The organism is Streptomyces sp. CNT360 (assembly GCF_000424785.1).
This window is the reverse complement of sequence record NZ_AUKO01000004.1, coordinates 42,776-62,336: the sequence shown is the minus strand read 5'-3', so window position 1 is coordinate 62,336 and position 19,561 is coordinate 42,776. Positions and strand designations below refer to the sequence as shown.

At 73.1% G+C, this 19,561-nt stretch carries 14 protein-coding genes; 9 read left to right on the top strand and 5 right to left on the bottom strand.

What is annotated here, in order from left to right; translation table 11 throughout:
• The first annotated feature begins 73 nt into the window (after positions 1 to 73).
• Positions 74 to 1,663: a MocR-like transcription factor YczR gene (gene yczR, locus H297_RS0110435; RefSeq protein WP_027736995.1), complete on the top strand. Its 1,590-nt coding sequence runs from the start codon at positions 74 to 76 to the stop codon at positions 1,661 to 1,663.
• A gap of 69 nt (positions 1,664 to 1,732) precedes the next feature.
• Here the strand turns inward: yczR and H297_RS35690 are convergent, their stop codons facing one another.
• Together H297_RS35690 and H297_RS0110425 are read right to left on the bottom strand one after the other, a co-directional pair.
• The gene (locus tag H297_RS35690; RefSeq protein ID WP_486589473.1) at positions 1,733 to 3,472 is read right to left on the bottom strand and encodes a P-loop NTPase family protein; all 1,740 of its coding nucleotides are present in this window, start codon (positions 3,470 to 3,472) and stop codon (positions 1,733 to 1,735) included.
• 51 nt (positions 3,473 to 3,523) lie between these two features.
• The gene (locus H297_RS0110425) at positions 3,524 to 3,718 is read right to left on the bottom strand and encodes a hypothetical protein (protein WP_019356234.1); all 195 of its coding nucleotides are present in this window, start codon (positions 3,716 to 3,718) and stop codon (positions 3,524 to 3,526) included.
• 207 nt (positions 3,719 to 3,925) lie between these two features.
• Between H297_RS0110425 and H297_RS35685 the strand changes: the two genes are divergently transcribed.
• The gene (locus tag H297_RS35685) at positions 3,926 to 5,503 is read left to right on the top strand and encodes an MDR family MFS transporter (RefSeq protein WP_486589494.1); all 1,578 of its coding nucleotides are present in this window, start codon (positions 3,926 to 3,928) and stop codon (positions 5,501 to 5,503) included.
• A 32-nt stretch (positions 5,504 to 5,535) separates the two neighbouring features.
• Here the strand turns inward: H297_RS35685 and H297_RS35680 are convergent, their stop codons facing one another.
• Positions 5,536 to 6,228 carry a YoaK family protein gene (locus H297_RS35680; protein ID WP_051351734.1) on the bottom strand — a complete coding sequence of 231 codons (693 nt, stop codon included), beginning with the start codon at positions 6,226 to 6,228 and terminating at the stop codon, positions 5,536 to 5,538.
• A gap of 143 nt (positions 6,229 to 6,371) precedes the next feature.
• Between H297_RS35680 and H297_RS0110410 the strand changes: the two genes are divergently transcribed.
• The 7 genes from H297_RS0110410 to H297_RS0110380 all read left to right on the top strand — a co-directional run bounded on the left by H297_RS0110410 (position 6,372) and on the right by H297_RS0110380 (position 16,727).
• Positions 6,372 to 7,709 (top strand): amidohydrolase, encoded by a 1,338-nt coding sequence (locus H297_RS0110410; RefSeq protein WP_078513906.1) that lies wholly within the window; start codon positions 6,372 to 6,374, stop codon positions 7,707 to 7,709.
• A gap of 166 nt (positions 7,710 to 7,875) precedes the next feature.
• Positions 7,876 to 9,066: an acyl-CoA dehydrogenase family protein gene (locus H297_RS0110405; protein ID WP_027736993.1), complete on the top strand. Its 1,191-nt coding sequence runs from the start codon at positions 7,876 to 7,878 to the stop codon at positions 9,064 to 9,066.
• Positions 9,067 to 9,269: 203 nt separating this feature from the next.
• On the top strand, positions 9,270 to 11,579 hold the full coding sequence (locus H297_RS0110400; RefSeq protein ID WP_027736992.1) for a serine/threonine-protein kinase: 2,310 nt from the start codon (positions 9,270 to 9,272) through the stop codon (positions 11,577 to 11,579).
• Positions 11,580 to 11,688: 109 nt separating this feature from the next.
• Positions 11,689 to 12,792 carry a nitronate monooxygenase gene (locus tag H297_RS0110395; RefSeq protein ID WP_027736991.1) on the top strand — a complete coding sequence of 368 codons (1,104 nt, stop codon included), beginning with the start codon at positions 11,689 to 11,691 and terminating at the stop codon, positions 12,790 to 12,792.
• Positions 12,793 to 12,851: 59 nt separating this feature from the next.
• Positions 12,852 to 14,414 carry an acyl-CoA synthetase gene (locus H297_RS35675; protein ID WP_037793718.1) on the top strand — a complete coding sequence of 521 codons (1,563 nt, stop codon included), beginning with the start codon at positions 12,852 to 12,854 and terminating at the stop codon, positions 14,412 to 14,414.
• Between the two features lie 135 nt (positions 14,415 to 14,549).
• Positions 14,550 to 16,004, top strand: coding sequence for an amino acid permease (locus tag H297_RS0110385; RefSeq protein ID WP_027736990.1), 1,455 nt, complete (start codon positions 14,550 to 14,552; stop codon positions 16,002 to 16,004).
• Between the two features lie 18 nt (positions 16,005 to 16,022).
• Positions 16,023 to 16,727 (top strand): alpha/beta fold hydrolase, encoded by a 705-nt coding sequence (locus tag H297_RS0110380; RefSeq protein ID WP_027736989.1) that lies wholly within the window; start codon positions 16,023 to 16,025, stop codon positions 16,725 to 16,727.
• A gap of 87 nt (positions 16,728 to 16,814) precedes the next feature.
• On the opposite strand, the gene H297_RS0110375 is transcribed toward H297_RS0110380, so the two are convergent.
• Together H297_RS0110375 and H297_RS0110370 are read right to left on the bottom strand one after the other, a co-directional pair.
• Complete coding sequence (locus tag H297_RS0110375) at positions 16,815 to 17,621, bottom strand: SDR family oxidoreductase (protein ID WP_027736988.1); 807 nt, start codon at positions 17,619 to 17,621, stop codon at positions 16,815 to 16,817.
• A 207-nt stretch (positions 17,622 to 17,828) separates the two neighbouring features.
• Positions 17,829 to 19,460 carry an acyl-CoA synthetase gene (locus H297_RS0110370; protein WP_027736987.1) on the bottom strand — a complete coding sequence of 544 codons (1,632 nt, stop codon included), beginning with the start codon at positions 19,458 to 19,460 and terminating at the stop codon, positions 17,829 to 17,831.
• Positions 19,461 to 19,561: the final 101 nt, after the last annotated feature.

The following is a 19,561-nucleotide window of genomic DNA, read 5'->3' as shown; positions in this document are numbered from 1 at the left end:
CTGTCTCATGGCACTCTGTGGCATGGAAGCAGGCCACATCCATGGCCAATCTCGGAGAGGTGGACCGGAAAAGATGGCGCACTGGAACTCCGCCGTCGGTGCTGCGCAGTTGGCGCGGCTCCTGGGATCGCAGCACTCCGTGCGGCAGGAGGGGGCCGGAACGGCGACTGGTCTGCCGTCTGCGGACAGGAACGGCTCCGGCGGCCCCCGGAAGGCGCCCGCCTACCGTGCGCTGGCCGACGGCCTGCGGCTGCTCGTGCTGGAGGGGCGCATCCCCGTCGCGACGCGGCTGCCCGCCGAGCGGGAACTGGCGGGGGCGCTGTCGGTGAGCCGGACGACCGTCGCGGCGGCCTTCGAGGCCCTGCGTGCCGACGGGTTCCTCGCATCGCGCCGGGGGTCGGGGAGCTGGACGACCGTACCGGCCGGGAAGCCGCTGCCCACCCGCGGTCTCGATCCGCTTCCCCCGGAGAACGAGGGCACCGTCATCGACCTCGGCTGTGCCGCGCTGCCGGCGCCGGAGCCGTACATGAGCGAGGCCTTCCAGTGCGCGCTGCCCGCGCTGGCACCGTACGCGCACACCCACGGCGACTATCCGGCGGGCCTTCCGGTGCTGCGCGAGGCCGTCGCCGAGCGCTACACCGCGAAGGGGGTGCCGACGATGCCGCAGCAGATCATGATCACCACCGGCGCCCTGGGCGGCGTGGGCGCGCTGGCGCGGCTGCTGGTGCCCAGGGGTGAGCGCATCGCCGTCGAACATCCGTCGTACGCCAACGTATTGCAGCTGCTGCGCGAGACCGGTGGCCGCCTCGTGCCCGTCCCCATGGCCGACCGTCTGGCCGGCTGGGACCTGCCGGCCTGGCACCGTACGCTGCGTGAGGCCGCGCCGCGGCTGGCCTACGTCGTCGCGGACTACCACAACCCGACCGGCGCCCTGGCCGACGCCGAGCAGCGGCGGGAACTGGTCGCCGCGGCCCGGGGTTCGGGGACGGTGCTCATCGCCGACGAGACCATGGCCGAGCTGCCGCTGGGTGCGCCCGCCGGTGTGGGCACCGCGTCGCCGGAGCGGGAGGTGACCGGCCCGGACATGCCGCCGCCGATGGCCGCCTACGATCCGGGCGGCTCCACGGTCGTCACCGTCGGCTCGGTCAGCAAGTCCGTCTGGGCAGGACTGCGCATCGGCTGGATCAGGGCCGCTCCCGAGGTGATCCGCAGCCTCACCGCGGCGCGCGCCTACGTCGACCTGGGCAGCCCGGTGCTGGAACAGCTCGCGGTGACCGAACTGCTGTCCGGGGACGGCTGGGAGCAGGCCGTCACGCTGCGCCGCGACAAGGCCCGCGAGAACCGCGCGGCCCTCATCGCCGCTCTCCGCGACCACCTGCCCGACTGGGAGTTCACCGTCCCGCACGGCGGGCTCACCCTCTGGGTGCGCACCGGCGGGCTGTCCGGCTCCCGCATCGCGGAAGCGGGCGAGCGGCTGGGCGTGCGGGTCCCGTCGGGCCCGCGGTTCGGTGTGGACGGCGCGTTCGAGGGGTACGTCCGGTTGCCGTTCACCCTCGACGAGCCGCTCGCCCGGGAGGCCGCGAGCCGCCTGGCGGCCGCCGCCGACCTCGTACGCTCCGGTGCGGCCATCCCGTCCGACCTGCCGCGCTCCTACGTGGCCTGACCCGGCCCTGCGGAGCGGCGCTCGGGCACCGCGCCGCCGGATCGCTGCGCCGTCGCGTCGGGCCCGGTGCTACGGGGTCCGGCCCTCCTCGGCCGCTTCCCGGTGTGCGGCGGCGCGGCACACTCCGTCCGCGGCGCCCGACGGGGTCCGAGGGCGGGGATCCGTCCCGGGCCAGGTGCAGGAGGCGGAGGGTGTCCCGGCCGCGGGGTCCGAGCGCGGCCCGGCGGGGGCATGGGGGAGCACCTCGGTGGGGGGCGCGGACGGAGCGGGGGCGTGCACCGATACGGGCAGCAGCGCCTGGACGGCCAGCCGTTCGGGCTCGCCCGCGGTCTCGTCCAGCGGATCCGGGGTGGTGGGCACCTGGAGCCGCAGCACCGGCCCCTGCCCCAGCCTGGCGAAGCCCCGGCCCGGTGGTACGGGGGCGCCGGGCCCGGTCTGCGGAGCCGTCCCGAGCACGGTGCCCGCCTCCTCGGGCGAGACGGCACCCAGCACGACCCTGGCCCGCGTGCGGGTGAAGAGCTCCTCCGCCAAGTCCGCCAAAGCCTCGAACTGTTCGGCCACCACCACGGTCACTCCGGCGGCGCGGCCGTGCCGGAGCGGGACCCGCAGCAGCTCCTGCGGGTCGGTACGGTCCTCGGCCCGCGCCAGATGGCTCAGCGCGGCAGGCCGGTCCAGCAGCACCCACAGCGGCCGCAGCACGTCTGCCGGGACGCCCTCACCACGCTGCCGGGCCCGGCTGGTGGCCAGCAGCCGCCGTTCCGTCTCGCGGACCACCCACTCCAGCGCGGACAGCGCGCCCGGCAGTGTGGACTCCACCCCCAGCACCCCGTGCCGCGCCGCGAAGCACGCGAACTCGCCGCCTCCGTCGCCGTCCACGAACAGCACCTCGCCCCGCCCGAGCGCCTGCAGAGCAAGCGACCGCAACAGCGAACTGGTGCCGGCGCCGGCGGTCCCGACGGCCAGCAGGTGCTGCTCCGTCGAGCGGGGGCCGGTACGCCACATCACGGGTGGCACGTCCAGCGGTGCGGCGGCGCCGAGGAAGTGGACCGGGACGGTACGGCCGACCTCGTACCCGTCGGTGAAACCGAGCACCGTCTCGCCGGGTGCCGCGACGAACGGCTGCGCCGCGATGCCGGTGGGCAGCGGTTCGAGGGCCGTCATCTCCAGCCGGTTGCCCTCCTGGTCCCAGCAGAAGCGGTACTCGCGCTCCCGGCCGGTCTTGGCCGCCAGCACCCGCTCGACGCGGAGCCGTTCGGCCGGTTCTCCGTCGAGGAAGGCCGCCGGGTAGCACAGCAGCAGGGCGCTGATCCTGCCGTCGCGGAACGCGTACTCCTCGAACGCGCGCTCCCACACGCCGTCAGGGGAGTACAGCGGGTCGGGGCGCGGGTCGCCGACCGGCGTGAAGTAGGGCACCAGCGCCTCGTACAGCGCCTGGAGGCGTGCCCGTTGCGCACCGGTCGGGCCCGCGCCCCGGCTCCCGGTGGGCTCCGCGGGGTCCGCCGGGTCCGCGCGGCCGTACCACCCGGCGGCGGCCAGCAGCCCGAGGGCCGCCGCCGGGGGACCGTAGGGCAGCACCCAGACCAGGACGCCGCACGCGACGACGACGAACAGTGCGGGGCCGCGCCGCTCACCGGGCGTACGGTCCCACCAGGCACGCCCCCGTGCCGCCAGGCGGCGCGCCCCGCGGCCGAGCACGAGCAGGGGGTGCAGTACGTCGAGCACCCCTTCGGCGCCCGCCCGTGCCGCGTCCCGGGTGGTGCCGCGCGCCCGCCACCGTGGCCGCCCCCACCGCATCGCCCACCGGCCCACCGGCAACTCCTCCCGGCCCGTGTCCGCCGACCCGTCCGCGCGCGCGGCCGGTCAGAACTTCAGGCCGCCGAGCAGGCCGGCCAGGCTCTCGCCGCCCGCCTTGATGCTGGGGGCCATCGCTGTGCCGGCGAGATAGAAACCGAAGAGAGCACACACCAGCGCGTGGGAGACCTTGAGGTTGTCCTTGCGGAAGAACAGGAAAACGATCAGGCCCAGCAGCACGACGCCCGAGATCGAGAGAATCACCAGTACTCCTGATGTAGGGGACGGTCACCATGAGTTTCACCAGCTTCACAGATCGTGTAAATAGTAGGAAACGGGCAATCAGGTGATTTGTCCGCCAAGGACCCTGAACGGGTCGTGTCGCTGCCACTCCCGGGGTGGAAGTCCCACCGTGTGGCACACCGCGCGCACCCCACCGACACCCAGCCCGCGAGCGGCCCCGGCGACCGGCTGTCGCACCGTCAGATCCTGGAGGTGCTCTCCGGGCTGCTGCTGGGCATGTTCGTGGCGATCCTCTCCTCGACGGTCGTCTCCAACGCCCTGCCCACCATCCTGGCCGACCTGCACGGAGGAGAGTCCTCCTACACCTGGATGGTCACCGCACAGCTCGTCGCCATGGCCGCCTCCACCCCGCTGTGGGGCAAGCTCTCCGACCTGTTCAGCAAGAAGCTGCTGGTCCAACTCGCGCTGATCGTCTTCGTCCTCGCCTCCTCCGCAGCCGGGGCGGCGGACAGCACCCGATGGCTGATCGGCTGCCGCGTCTTCCAGGGGATCGGCGCCGGCGGGCTCACCGCACTCGCCCAGGTCGTCCTGGCGGCGATCATCGCGCCCCGGGAACGCGGCCGCTACAACGGCTACCTCGGGGCGACCTTCGCCCTCGCCACCATCGCGGGACCCCTGGTCGGGGGCGTCATCGTCGACACCTCCTGGCTGGGCTGGCGCTGGTGCTTCTACGTGGGGGTGCCCTTCGCGATCGCCGCGCTCGTCGTCCTCCAGCTCACCCTGCGGCTGCCCCAACTGGAGCACGGCAAGCGCCGACCGCACATCGACTGGGCCGGCGCCGCGCTGATCACCGGGGCGGTGTGCCTGCTGCTCATCTGGGTGTCGCTGGCCGGCAAGAACTGGCCGTGGATGTCCTGGCAGACGGCCGTGATGGTGCCCGGTGCCGTCCTGCTGGGAGTGCTCGCGCTGCTGGTGGAGCGGGCCTCGCGGGAGCCGGTGATCCCCCTGGACCTCTTCCGCTTCCGTACGGTCACCCTGTGCACGCTCGCCAGCCTGCTGGTCGGAATCGGCATGTTCGGCGCCACCGTGTTCCTCAGCCAGTACTTCCAGCTCGCACACGGCAAGTCGCCCACCATGTCCGGCGTGCTGACGATCCCGATGATCGCCGGACTCTTCCTCGCCTCCACCGTCATCGGCCGCGTCATCTCCCGCACGGGCCGTTGGAAGCGCTGGCTGGTGCTGGGCAGCGCCCTGCTGACGGCCGGTCTCGCCCTGATGGGAACGGCACGCGCCGACACTCCGTACTGGCACCTGGCGGTCTTCATGTATCTGCTCGGCACGGGCGTCGGCATGACGATGCAGAACCTGGTCCTGGCCGTGCAGAACACCATCCCGCCCAAGGATCTGGGGTCCGGCAGTTCGGTGGTGGCCTTCTTCCGCACGTTCGGCGGCGCCATCGGCGTCTCGGCGTTGGGCGCGCTGCTCAGCCACCGGGTCGCCGACTACACCCGGCGCAACTTCGAGGCCGCTCATCTGCCGCCCCGGCACGCCTCGCCCAGTTCCGGCATCCCCGACCTGTCGGCACTTCCGCCCCGCATCAGGCCGCTGATCTCGGACGCGTACGGGCACGGCATCGGTGACGCCTTCCTCACCGCTTCCGTGGCGGGGTTCCTCGCCTTCGTCGCGGTCGTCTGCATCCGCGAGACCGAGCTGCGGACACGGAACATGACCCAGCGCGCCGCAGAGGAGGCCGACGAGACGGCGGAGGGCCGGGGCGGGCCCGCGGACGGCGGCAGGGAGCCGTGAGGGAGTGGACAGGCGGCCCGTACCGCGTGCGCTCAGGTGTACGGGGCGGGTGCGCTGCCGGGTGTGCCGGTCCGCTGCAGGGCCAGGGCCGCCAGCAGCAGGGCGGCCGGGACGGCGAACGCCGCGGGCGCCGCGCTCGTGCGCAGCCAGGCAGCGGCCGCCGCGCCCGCGACGACGGCCACGAGGCGGACGGCCGCCCATGTGCTGGGCGGCGGCCCGCCCGCGGGCAACCGGGCGAACAGGGCGGTCAGCGTCCCGGTGAAGTAGGTGCTCGGCGCCGCTGTCGAGCCGCCCGCCAGCATGGCCGAGGACTGCACGCCCATCGCCACCGCCGCGCACGTCAGCAGCGCGGACCGCAGTACGCCGCCCGGCTCACCGTCCAGCACACCGGCCACAGCGGCGAGGGCCGCCAACAGTCCCGCCTCCAGCCACAGGCACCCCACGACGCGCGACGGCCACCGGGAGCCCGGCGGCGCGTCGCCGGCGTTCCGGCACAGCCGGGCGGCCAGTACCGCTCCCGCCGCGTAGCCGGCCAGGGCCAGCGCGCCGGGCACCCCCTCTGCACCTCCGCTGCCCGCCGCGACGCCCACCAGGACGAGGTTGCCGGTCATCACCCCGGCGAACACGTGGCCGAGCGCGGTCAGTGCCAGCGCGTCGACGGATCCGGACGCCGCCGCCAGGAGCACCAGGGAGCACTGCGCGCGGACGTTCGTGTCCTGAGCCATCCCGTCAACGTAAGCCGCGGCTCCACCGCCGCACGCCACCGAACCGCGCCCTTCGCAGCTCTCCCGGCCTCGCAGCGGCCCGCCCAGCCCGACAGCCCGCACAGCGGGACGCCCCGTGCCCTCGTACAGAAAGGCTCTCCGACATGAGCGACCGCTCCTTCGACGCGCCCCACGGCTCCCCGGACACCGACGAGCTCGCCGCCGGCGCCGCCGATGCCGTCCTGTCGGGCCTCGAAGACATCCGCGACAGGCTGGAGGAGCTCTACAAGGATCTGCACCGGAACCCGGAACTCGGCTTCCAGGAGCACCGTACGGCGGGTCATGTCGCGCAGGCGTTGCACGAGCGGGACTACGAAGTCACCGAGGAGGTCGGCGGCACGGGGGTGCTCGGGGTGCTGCACAACGGCGAGGGACCGACCGTGCTGCTGCGGGCGGACATGGACGCGCTGCCCGTCCGCGAACAGACCGGCCTGGACTACGCGTCGGCCGCGACAGGGACCGACCAGGACGGGGTGGAACACCCGGTGATGCACGCGTGCGGTCACGACGTGCACGTCACGTGCCTGCTGGGAGCGGCACGCCTGATGGCGGACCGTACGGAGGTGTGGCAGGGCACTCTCGTGGTCCTCTTCCAGCCGAACGAGGAGGGCGGTTCGGGAGCCCGCGCCATGGTCGAGGACGGGCTCGCCCAGCGGGTCCCCCGCCCGGACGTGGCGCTGGGCCAGCATGTGCTCCCTGCCCCCGCGGGGTGCGTGCTCACCCGGCCCGGCGTCATGATGGCCGCCTCCGACAGCCTCCGGATCACGCTCCACGGGCGCGGCGCGCACGGGTCCATGCCGGAGCGGGCGATCGACCCGGTGCTGCTGGCCGCCATGGTCGTCGTCCGGCTCCAGACCGTCGTGGCCCGTGAAACCGCCGCCACGACGCCCGCGGTGGTCACCGTCGGCTCGCTCCAGGCGGGCAGTGGGCCCAACATCATTCCCGACAGCGCGCGGCTGGAGCTCAACATCCGCTCCTTCGACGAGGAGACCCGCTCCCGTGTCCTGGCCGCGGTCCGCAGGATCGTCACCAGCGAGTGCGCCGCCTCCGGCGCCGAACGGGAACCGGAGTTCGAGACCCTCAGCGAGTTCTCCGTCACCGAGAACGACGAGGAGGCCACCGACCGGGTCGCCGCCGCGTTCCGGGCCGCGTTCGGTGCCGGCCGGGCGCTGGAGGTCGGCCCCGTCCCGGCCAGCGAGGACTTCGGCGAGATCCCCGCAGGCCTGGGCTGTCCCTCGACGTACTGGGGCCTGGGCGGCACCGACCCGGACACCTACCGCAAGGCAGAGAGGGCCGGGACCGTCCACCGGGACGTCCCCAGCAACCACAGCCCGCGCTTCGCGCCCGCCGTCCAGCCCACTCTCGACACCGGTGTCCGCGCCCTGGTCACCGCCTCCCTCGCCTGGCTGGCCCCCCGGCCGAGGGGTACGCACGAGAAGTAGGCACCAGCAGGAGGCCGGGGCACGGCCGTGTGGCTCGGAGGCATGTCCCGTACAGGTGCCGCGTCCTGGTCCGGTGCCGCGACGGTGTTCAGGCCATTCCCTTGTGGTGAAACACGTTCTAATCTGTGCAGCTGCCACCGGGGACCCGTCGTGGAGCGGAGGGGCCGTGTACCTCGACTACACCACCGAACAGCTGGAACTGCGCGATCAGTTGCGCGAGTACTTCGCGCGCCTCGTACCCGACGGCGCGCAGCAGCGCTACGCGGAACCTGCCGAGCAGAAGCGGTTCTACCGGCGGACCATACGGCAGTTGGGCCGGGACGGCTGGCTCGGTGTGGGGTGGCCGCGCGAGTACGGCGGCCGGGGAATGAGCGCCGTGGAGCAGTTCGTCTTCTTCGACGAGGCCGCACAGGCGAACGTCCCGCTGCCGCTGATGGCGCTCAACACGGTGGGGCCGACCCTCATGCGCTACGGCACCGACGAACAGAAGAACTACTTCCTGCCCCGGATCCTGGCCGGCGAGCTGGACTTCGCCATCGGCTACAGCGAACCCGGGGCCGGCACCGACCTCGCCTCGTTGACCACCCGTGCCGTGCGCGAGGGCGACACCGACACGGGTACCTACGTCGTCAACGGCCAGAAGATCTGGACCACGAACGGGGACACCGCCGACTGGGTGTGGCTCGCCGTGCGCACCGACCCCGGCGTCAAGCCGCACAAGGGCATCACCCTGCTGCTCGTGCCGACCGCAGACCCCGGCTACTCGTGCACCCTCATCACCACACTCGCCTCGCACGACACCACGGCCAGCTTCTACGAGGACGTGCGGGTGCCGGCCAGCCGCCGTGTCGGCGAGGAGAACGCCGGCTGGAAACTGATCACCAATCAGCTCAACCACGAACGCGTCACCCTCGCCGCGCACGGCACCATGGCGATCCGGGCGCTGGCCGACACCCGGCGGTGGGCCCGCCGCACCGAGCTCTCCGACGGCCGTCGCGTCCTCGACCTGAACTGGGTCCGCACCCGGCTGGCCCGCGCGCACGCCCGGCTGGAGGCCATGAAGCTGCTCAACTGGCAGATGGTGGACGCCCTCGACAAGGGGACGCTGACCCCGCACGACGCCTCCGCGGTCAAGGTCTACGGCAGCGAGGCGCGCCGCGACGTCTACGCCTGGCTGATGGAGGTCGTCGCCGCGGCCGGCCCGCTCAAGGAGGGGTCGGCGGGCGCCGCACTGGGCGGTGAGCTGGAGCGCGGCTACCGCAGCGCCGTCATCTTCACCTTCGGCGGCGGCAACAACGAGATCCAGCGCGAGATCATCTCCTGGATCGGCCTGGGCATGCCGCGGGTGCGCCGCTGAACATCCCCGGGGGACCGTACGGCCGCCCGCCGCGTCCGCCGCGCCGCGGTCCGCCCGGATCACGTACGCGCCACTACCGTGCTGAACCGGTCAAAGGCGTACACCCCGCCACCGGTTGGCATACACATGCAGGAACGAGGCCGCCATACTGGGCAGACAGGGGAGGGACGAGGACAGGACGCGACGACGGGGGCGAGACGGGGATGGTTCAGAGCACCCTGATCCATGACCGTTACCGGCTGCTCGAACTCATCGGGCGGGGCGGTATGGGGGAAGTGTGGCGGGCGCAGGACGAGTCGCTGGGCAGACGGGTCGCCGTCAAGTGCCTCAAGCCGTTGGCGCAGCGGGGGGACGCGGCGTTCCTGCGCGTGGTGCGGGAACGCTTCCGGCGCGAGGCACGCGTCGCCGCGGCGCTCCAGCATCCGGGCGTCACCGTGGTGCACGACTTCGGTGACGACGAGGGCCTGCTCTACCTGGTAATGGAACTGCTGGAGGGGCGCAACCTCAGCCAGTTGCTGGAGGAGGGCAAACGGCAGCCGCTGCCGGTGGCCGAGGTGCTGGACGTCGCCGAGCAGGTCTCGGCGGCCTTGGCCTACACCCACGAGCAGGGGGTCGTGCACCGTGACCTGAAACCGGCCAACGTCATGCGCACCACCGACGGAGCCGTCAAGATCTGCGACTTCGGTATCGCACGGCTGGCCCACGACATCGGCTTCACCGCGAAGTTGACCGGCACAGGTATCGCCATGGGCACCCCGCACTACATGTCGCCCGAACAGATCGCCGGCACCGTGGTGGACCACCGCAGCGACCTGTACTCGTTCGGGTGTGTGCTGTACGAACTGGCAACCGGCGGGCCCCCGTTCCGGGGCGGCGACGCCTGGTCCGTCCTCGTCGGCCACCGTGACGCCGCGCCGGAGCCGCCGCGCGCCCACCGCCCCGAACTGCCCCCGCCGCTGGAGGAGGCCATCCTGCGGCTGCTGGCCAAGGCGCCGGACGGGCGCCCGGACGGTGCCGCCGAGCTGTCCGCCCGGCTCGCGGCGGCCCGCGCCTGCCTGCCCGGCTGGTCCGCCGGGGACGCGGCACGGGACGGCGCCGCCACCCGGGGGAGCATGACGGGGGCGGTGCCCGGAACCTCAGCAGGCGCAGGCGCAGGCGCAGGCGCAGACGGGGACGCAGACGGGGACGCGGGTGCGGGCGCCGAGCCGGGCCCGGGTGGTGCGGTGGTGCTGGACGGGCGGGCGTGGCCGGAGAGCGGCGCGGTGCCGGAGCGCAGCGTGGCGGCGCAGAGCGCTGAGGCGGTACCGGATCTGGCGCTCTCGCAGGGCGCGGTGGCGTCGGAGAGTTTGGCGCCACCGGACGGCGCAGCGGGGGCGCGCGACGACGCGGCCGAGCGGCAGGGAGACGGCGCCGCGGTCGCGTGGCAGGGCGGCGGCGTACCGGTGCGGGAGGAGCGTGGGCAACTCCCGGTGGCCGCCGTCGCGGACGGGGGCCTGGCCGGGCACAGGGACGCCGCACCGTTGTGGATGCCCCGGTGGACGCGGGGCATGGGCGGCGGGCTGCCGGCGGGCGGCCCCGTGGTGCGGCGTACGCCCCCGTGGGGGTGGGTGGGGCTGAGCGGGCTCACCGGGCGGTGGACCCACGGGGCGCGGACATCCGGTTCCGCCCGTCCGGGCGTCGCGGCGGTGGGTGCGGGGGGACCTCGCGCGCTCTCGGCGACGCACCGCCCGCCCGGTGCGTACGGTGACGTACCCACGGGGGACGGCCCCTGGGCGCCGTACTCCACCCCTCGCCCGGCGCCGGGACCCGTCGCGGCGCACCGGCCCGCCACTCCCTGGCCGGCCGGGGACCGTTCCGGAGGGCTGCCCTCCGATGACCGCCGCCCCACCCCCTCGCCCGCCCTGTCGGCTGTGCTGGCCAGCAGGCACAAGGCCGGCGAGAGCCTGGGGCGCCTGGGGTGCTGGGTGGAGGCGTACGAGGCGCATGTGGCGGTCGCCGCCGAACGGGGCGAGCTGCTGGGGCCCTGCCACCCCGACACGCTGGACAGCCGCCTGGCGGCCGGGCACGCGCTGGGCCGGCTGCACCGCTGGGACGAGGCGTTGGCGGCGTGCCGGAGCGTGGCCCAGGACCGGGCCCGCGTACTGGGTGACGACCACCCCCGCACGCTTGCGGCCCGGGACGAATGGGGGCTGTGCCTGGACCGGTCGGGACGCGTGGCCGAAGCCGAGGAGCTCTACCGCGAGCTCGCCGCGGCCCGGAGCCGGGTGCACGGTGCCGCCGCCCCGGAGACGCTGCGGTCCCTGCACGGACTGGCGACGAGCCTCGGCGGTCTCGGCCGCTGGGAGGAGGCGCTGGAGGTGCACCGGCACGTGGCGTCCGTGCGCCACCGTGTCCTGGGACCCGGCGACCCCGGCACCCTGGCCAGCAGGGGCGAGGAGGCGCACTGCCTGGAGCGCCTGGGGCGCGGGGACGAGGCTGCCGACGTCTACCGGGCACTCGCACTGCGCTGCTGACACCCGTCCGGCCACGGTCCCGCCCCCGGTGCTGAGGACAGGAAGAGTGAACTGACGGCTCGTCAGAAAAAGTCTTCCCTCCGCAAGGCGGCTGCGGCATCCTGCGCCCATGCAGACGGAGCTGAGCAGCCAACTGGGAGCAGAGCACGCGATCTTCGGCTTCACGCCCTTCCCCGCCGTGGCCGCCGCGCTCACCCGCGCGGGCGGCTTCGGGGTGCTCGGCGCCGTGCGGTACGGCGCCGCCGAGGAGCTGAGACGCGACCTCGACTGGATGGAGGCGCACACCGACGGGCGGCCCTACGGGCTGGACGTGGTGATGCCGGCCCAGAAGGTCGAAGGGGTCACCGAGGACGACGTCGAGGCCATGATCCCGGCCGAGCACCGTGCCTACGTCCAGGACGTGCTCGCGCGCCACGGCGTCCCCGCGCTGCCCGAGGGCGAGCACGGCGGCTGGCGCATCACCGGCTGGATGGAGGAGGTTGCCCGCAGCCAGCTCGACGTCGCCTTCGACTATCCCGTGAAACTGCTGGCCAACGCGCTCGGTTCGCCACCCCGCGACGTGATCGACCGGGCTCACCGGCACGGCGTCCCCGTCGCGGCCCTCGCCGGCAGCCCGCGCCACGCGGAGCGGCACAAGGACGCGGGCATCGACATCGTCGTCGCCCAGGGGTACGAGGCCGGCGGCCACACCGGGGAGATCGCCACCATGGTGCTCACGCCCGAGGTCGTCCGCGCCGTCGATCCGCTCCCCGTGCTGGCCGCGGGCGGCATCGGGAGCGGCGAACAGCTCGCCGCCGCCCTCGCGCTGGGGGCGCAGGGGGCCTGGCTGGGCTCCGTATGGCTGACCACGACCGAGGCGGACCTGGGCTCCCGCGCCCTGACCCGCAAGCTGCTGGCGGCCGGGGCGGGGGACACGGTGCGCTCCCGCGCGCTCACGGGGAAGCCCGCGCGGCAGTTGCGCACCGCGTGGACGGACGCCTGGGAACCCGGCGAGGGGCCGGGACCGCTGCCCATGCCCCTGCAGGGCCTGCTGGTGGCCGAGGCGAACTCGCGCATCCAGCGGTACGAGGTGGAGCCGCTGCTGGGCACGCCTGTGGGCCAGATCGTCGGCTCCATGAACAGCGAACGCTCCGTACAGGCTGTCGTCGACGATCTCACCCGCGGCTTCGACCGTGCCCTCGCGAGGCTGAACGCCGCCGCCGGCACCGCCTGACAGCCCGCCCCGGTCCGCGGGGCCGGGCCTACCGCGTACCACCCGAGAGGAGAGCCGGCGTGGAAGCACCCAACGGTTTCTGGGCGCAGGCCCAGCGGGACCCCGCCGTGACAGCCCTGGTCGCTCCGGACGGCGAGGAGTGGTCGGCCGGGCGCCTGCACGCGGAGTGCAACAGGATCACGCACGGGCTGCGGGCGGCGGGGCTGCGCCAGGGCGACGCGTTCGCCACGGTGGTCCCGAACGGGCCGGAGTTCCTCGCGGCCTACCTGGCCGCCACCCAGTCGGGCTTCTACATGGTCCCGGTCAACCACCACCTGGTGGGTCCGGAGGTCGCCTGGATCCTGGCCGACTCGGGAGCCAAGGCGCTGCTGGCGCACACCCGGTTCGCGGACACGGCGGTCCCCGCGGCCGACGAGGCGCGGCTCCCGGCCGGGCAGCGCTACGCGGTGGGCGGCGACATCGAGGGATTCCGCCCCTACGCCGAACTCGTGCGCGACCGCTCGGAGGAGCCGCCGGACGACCGCACCAGCGGCTGGGTCATGAACTACACGTCCGGTACCACGGGCCGACCGCGGGGAATCCGCCGGCCGCTGTCGGGCAAACGGCCGGAGGAGACGTATCTCGGCGGTTTTCTCGGCATCTTCGGCATCCGGCCGTTCGACGACAACGTGCACCTCGTCTGCTCGCCGCTGTACCACACGGCGGTCCTCCAGTTCGCCGGCGCCGCACTGCACATCGGCCACCGGCTGGTGCTGATGGACAAGTGGGAGCCGGAGGAGATGCTGCGGCTCGTCGAGCGGTACCGCTGCACCCACACGCACATGGTGCCCACCCAGTTCCACCGGCTGCTGGCCCTCCCGGCCGCGGCCCGCGCGGCGTACGACGTCTCCTCGATGCGGCACGCCGTCCACGGCGCCGCGCCCTGCCCCGAGCACGTCAAGCGAGCGATGATCGACTGGTGGGGGAGCTGTGTGGAGGAGTACTACGCGGCGAGCGAGGGCGGCGGCGCGTTCGCCACGGCCGCGGACTGGCTGAAGAAGCCCGGCACCGTGGGCAAGGCGTGGCCGATCAGCGAGCTGGCCGTCTTCGACGACGACGGCAACCGGCTCGGCCCCGGTGAGCTGGGCACCGTCTACATGAAGATGACCACCGGCGGGTTCGCGTACCACAAGGACGAGGCCAAGACCCGTAAGAACCGGATCGGGGACTTCTTCACGGTCGGCGACCTGGGATACCTGGACGAGGACGGCTACCTCTTCCTCCGGGACCGCAAGATCGACATGATCATCTCGGGCGGGGTCAACATCTACCCGGCCGAGATCGAGGCCGCGCTGCTGACCCACCCCGCCGTCGCGGACGCCGCCGCCTTCGGCATCCCGCACGACGACTGGGGCGAACAGGTGAAGGCGGTCGTGGAGCCGGCCGCCGGGTACGAGCCGGGGCCCCGGCTCGCCGAGGAGATCCTGGCCCACTGCGCGGACCGCCTCGCGGGCTACAAGCGCCCCAGGACGGTGGACTTCGTCGCCGAGCTGCCCCGCGACCCCAACGGCAAGCTCTACAAGCGCCGGCTGCGCGCGCCGTACTGGCCGGAGCAAGACGGCCGCGGGGCCGCCACCGGATGACCCGAACGATGCGCAAGAGAGACCTCGTGGTCACTTCTCCACCGCTGCCTGTCGCGGCCATGATGATCACGCGCGGTCGCGGGCCATCCGCCCGCGGCGGCGCCGTCACATCCACCCACGGCAGGAAGAGGACCCATGGCCGGGCTCTGGAGCGGGGAAGGCGTACTGCGCCGCAAACCCATCGAGCACATCGAGGAATCGGAGGGAGGTTCCGGGCAGCAGCTCACCCGCACGCTGGGCCTGCGCCATCTGACGGCGATCGGCGTCGGCGGCATCATCGGAGCCGGCGTCTTCAGCCTCGCGGGCACCGTCGCCAACGGCAAGGCCGGCCCCGCCGTGCTCATCTCGTTCCTCATCGCCGGGCTCGCCAGCGCCTGCGCGGCCCTGTCCTACGCGGAGTTCGCGGGACTCATCCCGAAGGCGGGCTCCGCCTACACCTACGGCTACGCCGTGCTGGGCGAGATCGGTGGCTGGTTCATCGGCTGGGACCTGCTGCTGGAGTACACCGCCATCGTCTCGGTGGTCGCGATCGGTATCTCCGGCTACTTCTCGTTCCTGCTGAACGAGATGGGGGCCTCGCTGCCCGCCTGGATGCTGGGCGCCCCCGGCACCGGCGACGGCCACCGGGTGGACCTGTTCGCCGCGCTGCTGTGCCTGCTGATCGCGTTCGCACTGACCCGCGGCATCAAGAACGCGGCGCGGTTCGAACTGATCGTCGTCGTGCTGAAGGTCGCCGTGGTGCTGCTGGTCATCGTCGTCGGCGTCTTCCACATCAAGAGCGGCAACTACAAGCCGTTCTTCCCCTTCGGCCTCTCCGGCGCGTTCACCGGTGCCGCCACGGTCTTCTTCGCCGTGTTCGGGTACGACGCCATGTCGACGGCGGCCGAGGAGTCGCAGGACGCCCAGAAGCACATGCCCAAGGCGATCATCTACTCGCTGGTGATCTCCATGGTGCTGTACGTGGCCGTCTGCCTGGTGCTGACGGGCATGCAGAACTACAAGGACATCGACCCCGACAGCGGCTTCTCCACGGCCTTCAAGTCCGTGGGCCTCGGCGGTGTCGCCGACATCATCGCCGTCGGCGCCATCATCGGCATCCTCACCGTGATGTTCACCTTCATGCTAGGGGTCACGCGGGTGTGGTTCTCCATGAGCCGCGACGGACTGCTGCCCAAGTGGTTCGCCAAGACCGACCCGGTGCGGCACGTGCCGACCCGCGTGACCTGGATCGCGGGCGTCGCCTCCGCCGTGATCGCCGGCCTGCTGCCGATCGAGGAGGCGGCGGAGATGACGAACATCGGCATCCTGCTGGCCTTCGTCGTGGTGTGTGCCGCCGTGATCGTCCTGCGCTACCGGCAGCCCGAGCTGCCGCGCAAGTTCAAGGTCCCCGGCATGCCTGTCGTCCCGGCGCTCGGCATCGTCTTCTCCATCTGGCTGACCACCTACCTGGCCTGGCAGACCTGGCTGCGCTTCGGCGTGTGGTTCGTGATCGGCCTCGTCGTCTACTTCGGCTACTCCTACCGCCGCTCGGCACTGGCGCGGCGGCCCGCCGACACCGACCACGCCTCCTTCGGGAAGAAGGACGACTAGCGGGGTACGGTCCCCCGTATGAGCGAAAACGGAACGCAGACGGTACGCACGGACGGGGTCCGCCTCGCCTACCGCGCCTGGGGTGCCCAGGAGGGCGTCCCCGTCGTCCTGCTCCACTGCCTCGGGGAGGACGGCGAGGACTGGCGCGGCCCCCTCATCTCGGGGCTGGCGGGCGAGCACCCCGTCTACGCGCTCGACCTGCGCGGCCACGGGGAGAGCGACTGGCCCGGGTCCTACGCACTGGCCGACTTCGTGGCCGATCTGCGCGGGTTCCTGGACGCGCTCGGTATCGAACGCGCCATCCTCGTCGGGCACTCGTTCGGCTCCGTGGTCGCCTACCTGTTCGCCCAGGAGCACCCCAAGCGGGTGGACCGGCTCGTCCTGGAGGAGACCGGCGCGATGCGGCCGCTCGACCCGCCGCGCGAGCTGCCCGAAGCGCCGCCGGGTACACCGCTGTTCGACTGGGAGGCCGTCATCCAGTGGACGCGGCAGCGCAACGAGCCGGACCCCGCCTGGTGGGAGCGGCTGACCGCGATCACCGCGCCCACCCTGCTGGTGGGCGGCGGTGACCGCTCCCCTCTTCCGCAGGAGGACCTGCACACGATGGCCGAGCGCATCCCCGACGCCCGTGTCCTGACCGTCGAGGACGCCGGTCACCTCGTCCACGAGGCCCGCCCCATGGAGTTCACCCGGGCGGTGCTGGACTTCCTGACGGAGAGCTGACCGCAGCGCGGAGGTGACCGCGACGGCGAGCTGCGGCGCCTCCGTGCCCGTCCCTCTTCTCCCCTTGCCTTCCCCCGGCCGCGCGCCTCAGCCCGTCGGCAGCTCCCACGGCGTGGGCCAGTGGCGGGGTCGCAGCAGTGCCTCCGTACCGCCGTCCACGCACAGGACGGTGCCCACGCAGAAGGACGCGGCGGGGGAGAGGAGGAAGCGGACCGCGGCGGTGATCTCGGCGGGACTGCCGGGCCTGCCGAGGGGCACGGGGTAGGCGGCCAGGCCCTCGGCGGTCAGCGGGTCGGCCCGGCCGGCCGCCGTCATCGGAGTGTCGACGAGGCCGGGCGCCACCGCGTTGAGCCGGATGCCGGAGCCGGCCCATCGGGCGGTGCCGGCGTGTTCGCGTGTGTACCAGGCGAGCGCGGCCTTGGTGGCCGGATAGGCGGCGACGCCGCCGTGGCGGTCGGCGAGGGCGCGGGCCTCCTCCTCGTCCCCGGACAGGCATGCCTCGGCGAGTGCGGTCGGCCAGCCCGGCTGGCAGGCAGCGGAGTTGGACGAGGCCAGTACCGCCGCCGGGCCGTCGCAGGAGCGGGCCAGCAAAGGGTGCAGCCCTTCCAGCAGGCGTACGGCGCCGAAGTAGTTGACCGAGGCCAGCAGCGCACCGGCGCGTCCGGTCGCCGCGGCCAGCCCCGCGAAGGGCACGAACCCGTCGAGTGCGCCGTCCGCGAGCAGATCCCCGATCTGTCCCAGGGCGGATCGGCGGCCCTCCGCGGTCCCGAGGTCGGCGACGATCTCGGCCCCGGCCAGGTCGACGCCGACGACCCGGTGGCCCTCTTCACCGAGCGCGGTGGCGAGCGCGGCGCCCATGCCGGAGGCGGCACCGGTGATGACATAGGTGGACACGGCAACAGCCTTCCCGGGTCGGGCGACGGGGCCGGCCGGCACCCGCCTGTGCGGGAGGCGGCCGACATGCACGCGTGGCACTGTAGGCGCCCGGAGCACACGTCCTCACCAGAATTCCGCCTGCCGGGATGCGGCCCGCCGCGCCTTCGGCTGCCAGGTCCGGTCACCTCGGCAGGGGCCCGGCCCCGTGGGCGGGCCTTCGGCTTCTCACGCTTCGGTGACGGCCTCCTGGGCCTTCTGGCGCGCCCACCGGTAGTCGGCCTTGCCGCTGGGGGAGCGCTGGATGCGCTCGGCGAGGACGACCGTGCGCGGCACCTTGTACCCGGCCAGCCGGCCGCGTGCGTGCGTGCGCACCTCGTCCCCGGACAGCGGCCCGGCACCCGGGCGCAACTGCACCACCGCCGCGACGCGCGAGCCCCACTTCGCGTCCGGGACGCCCGTGACGAGCGCGTCGTAGATGTCCGGGTGGGCCTTGAGCGCTTCTTCGACCTCTTCGGGGAACACCTTCTCCCCGCCGGTGTTGATGCACTGCGACCCGCGCCCCAGGACCGTCACGACCCCCTCGTCGTCGACGGTCGCCAGGTCGCCCAGCAGCACCCAACGGGCGCCGCCCGCCTGGAAGAAGGTCTCGGCGCTCTTGGCGGGGTCGTTGTAGTAGCCGAGCGGGACGTGACCGCGCAGCGCGATGCGGCCGACCTCACCGGGCGGCACCGGCTCGTGGGTGGCCGGGTCCACCACGGCCGTCCCGTCGTTGACGGTGATCCGGAAACCTTTGCCGGGCCCTGAGTCGGGCGTGGCCGTGCCGTTGAAACCCGACTCCGAGGAACCGAAGTTGTTGATGAGCAGGGCGTGCGGCACCAGCGCGGCGAACTGGTCCCGGACCGTCTGCGAGAGGATCGCCCCCGAGCTGGAGACCGCCAGCAGGGACGTGCAGTCGGTGCCGCGCAGCGGTCCGGCCAGCGCGTCCACCAGGGGCCGCAGCATGGCGTCGCCCACCAGGGAGATCGCGGTGACCCTCTCGCGCGCGACCGTACGCAGGACCTCCTCGGGGACGAACTTGCGGTGCAGCACCACCTTCTGCCCGTAGTCGAGCCCGATGAAGAGGGTGAACGTGGAGGTGCCGTGCATCAGCGGGGGAGTGGGGAAGAAGACGAGGCCCTCGCCGCCTGCCGCCGCCCGCTCGGCCAGCTCCTGCGGCCGGGAGACGGGGTCGCCGGTCGGCGCGCCGCCCCCCAGTCCGGAGAAGAACAGATCCTCGGCCCGCCACATCACGCCCTTGGGCATACCGGTGGTGCCGCCGGTGTAGATGAGGAACAGGTCGTCGGGTGAGCGCGGAGGGAAGTCCCGGTCGGGGGAACCGGCCGCCTGTGCCTGGTCGAACGGTACCGGGTCCGGGACAGGACGCCCGGCGTCCTGTGGTGCGGTACCTGCCTGCACGAGGTGGCGCAGCGTCGGGGCGTTCCGCAGGGCGCCGGCCACCCGCGCGGTGAACTCGCCGTCGAAGACGAGTGCGCTCAGGTCGGCGTCCCGGTAGAGGTAGGCCAACTCGTCCTCGACGTAGCGGTAGTTGACGTTCACGGGTACGGCGCGGATCTTCAGGCAGGCCAGCAGCGTCTGCACGTACTCGACCCCGTTGTACAGATGCAGCCCCACGTGGTCTCCGGGGGCGACACCGCTGTCCGCGAGATGGTGCGCGAGCCGATTGGCGGCCCGGTCGAGTTCGGCGTACGTCAGTCTGCGCTCCGCGCCGGTGCCGGGGTGGTCGAGATGGACCAGCGCCTCGCGCTGCGGAACGGCATCGACGATCGACTCGAACAGGTCGGCAAGGTTGTACTCCACGGCGCGCTCCTCCATACCCGGACAGGTCCCGGTGCTCCTGCGGCGTGCGTGTGTGTCCCCCGCGCGTGTCGTCCGGCGCTCATCAGAGCACCGGGGCGCGA

Coding starts and splice junctions, on each gene's coding strand:
- yczR (WP_027736995.1), top strand. CDS start 74: ATGGCGCACTGGAACTCCGCCGTCGGTGCTGCGCAGTTGGCGCGGCTC.
- H297_RS35680 (WP_051351734.1), bottom strand. CDS start 6,228: ATGGCTCAGGACACGAACGTCCGCGCGCAGTGCTCCCTGGTGCTCCTG.
- H297_RS0110410 (WP_078513906.1), top strand. CDS start 6,372: ATGAGCGACCGCTCCTTCGACGCGCCCCACGGCTCCCCGGACACCGAC.
- H297_RS0110400 (WP_027736992.1), top strand. CDS start 9,270: ATGGTTCAGAGCACCCTGATCCATGACCGTTACCGGCTGCTCGAACTC.
- H297_RS0110395 (WP_027736991.1), top strand. CDS start 11,689: ATGCAGACGGAGCTGAGCAGCCAACTGGGAGCAGAGCACGCGATCTTC.
- H297_RS0110385 (WP_027736990.1), top strand. CDS start 14,550: ATGGCCGGGCTCTGGAGCGGGGAAGGCGTACTGCGCCGCAAACCCATC.
- H297_RS0110380 (WP_027736989.1), top strand. CDS start 16,023: ATGAGCGAAAACGGAACGCAGACGGTACGCACGGACGGGGTCCGCCTC.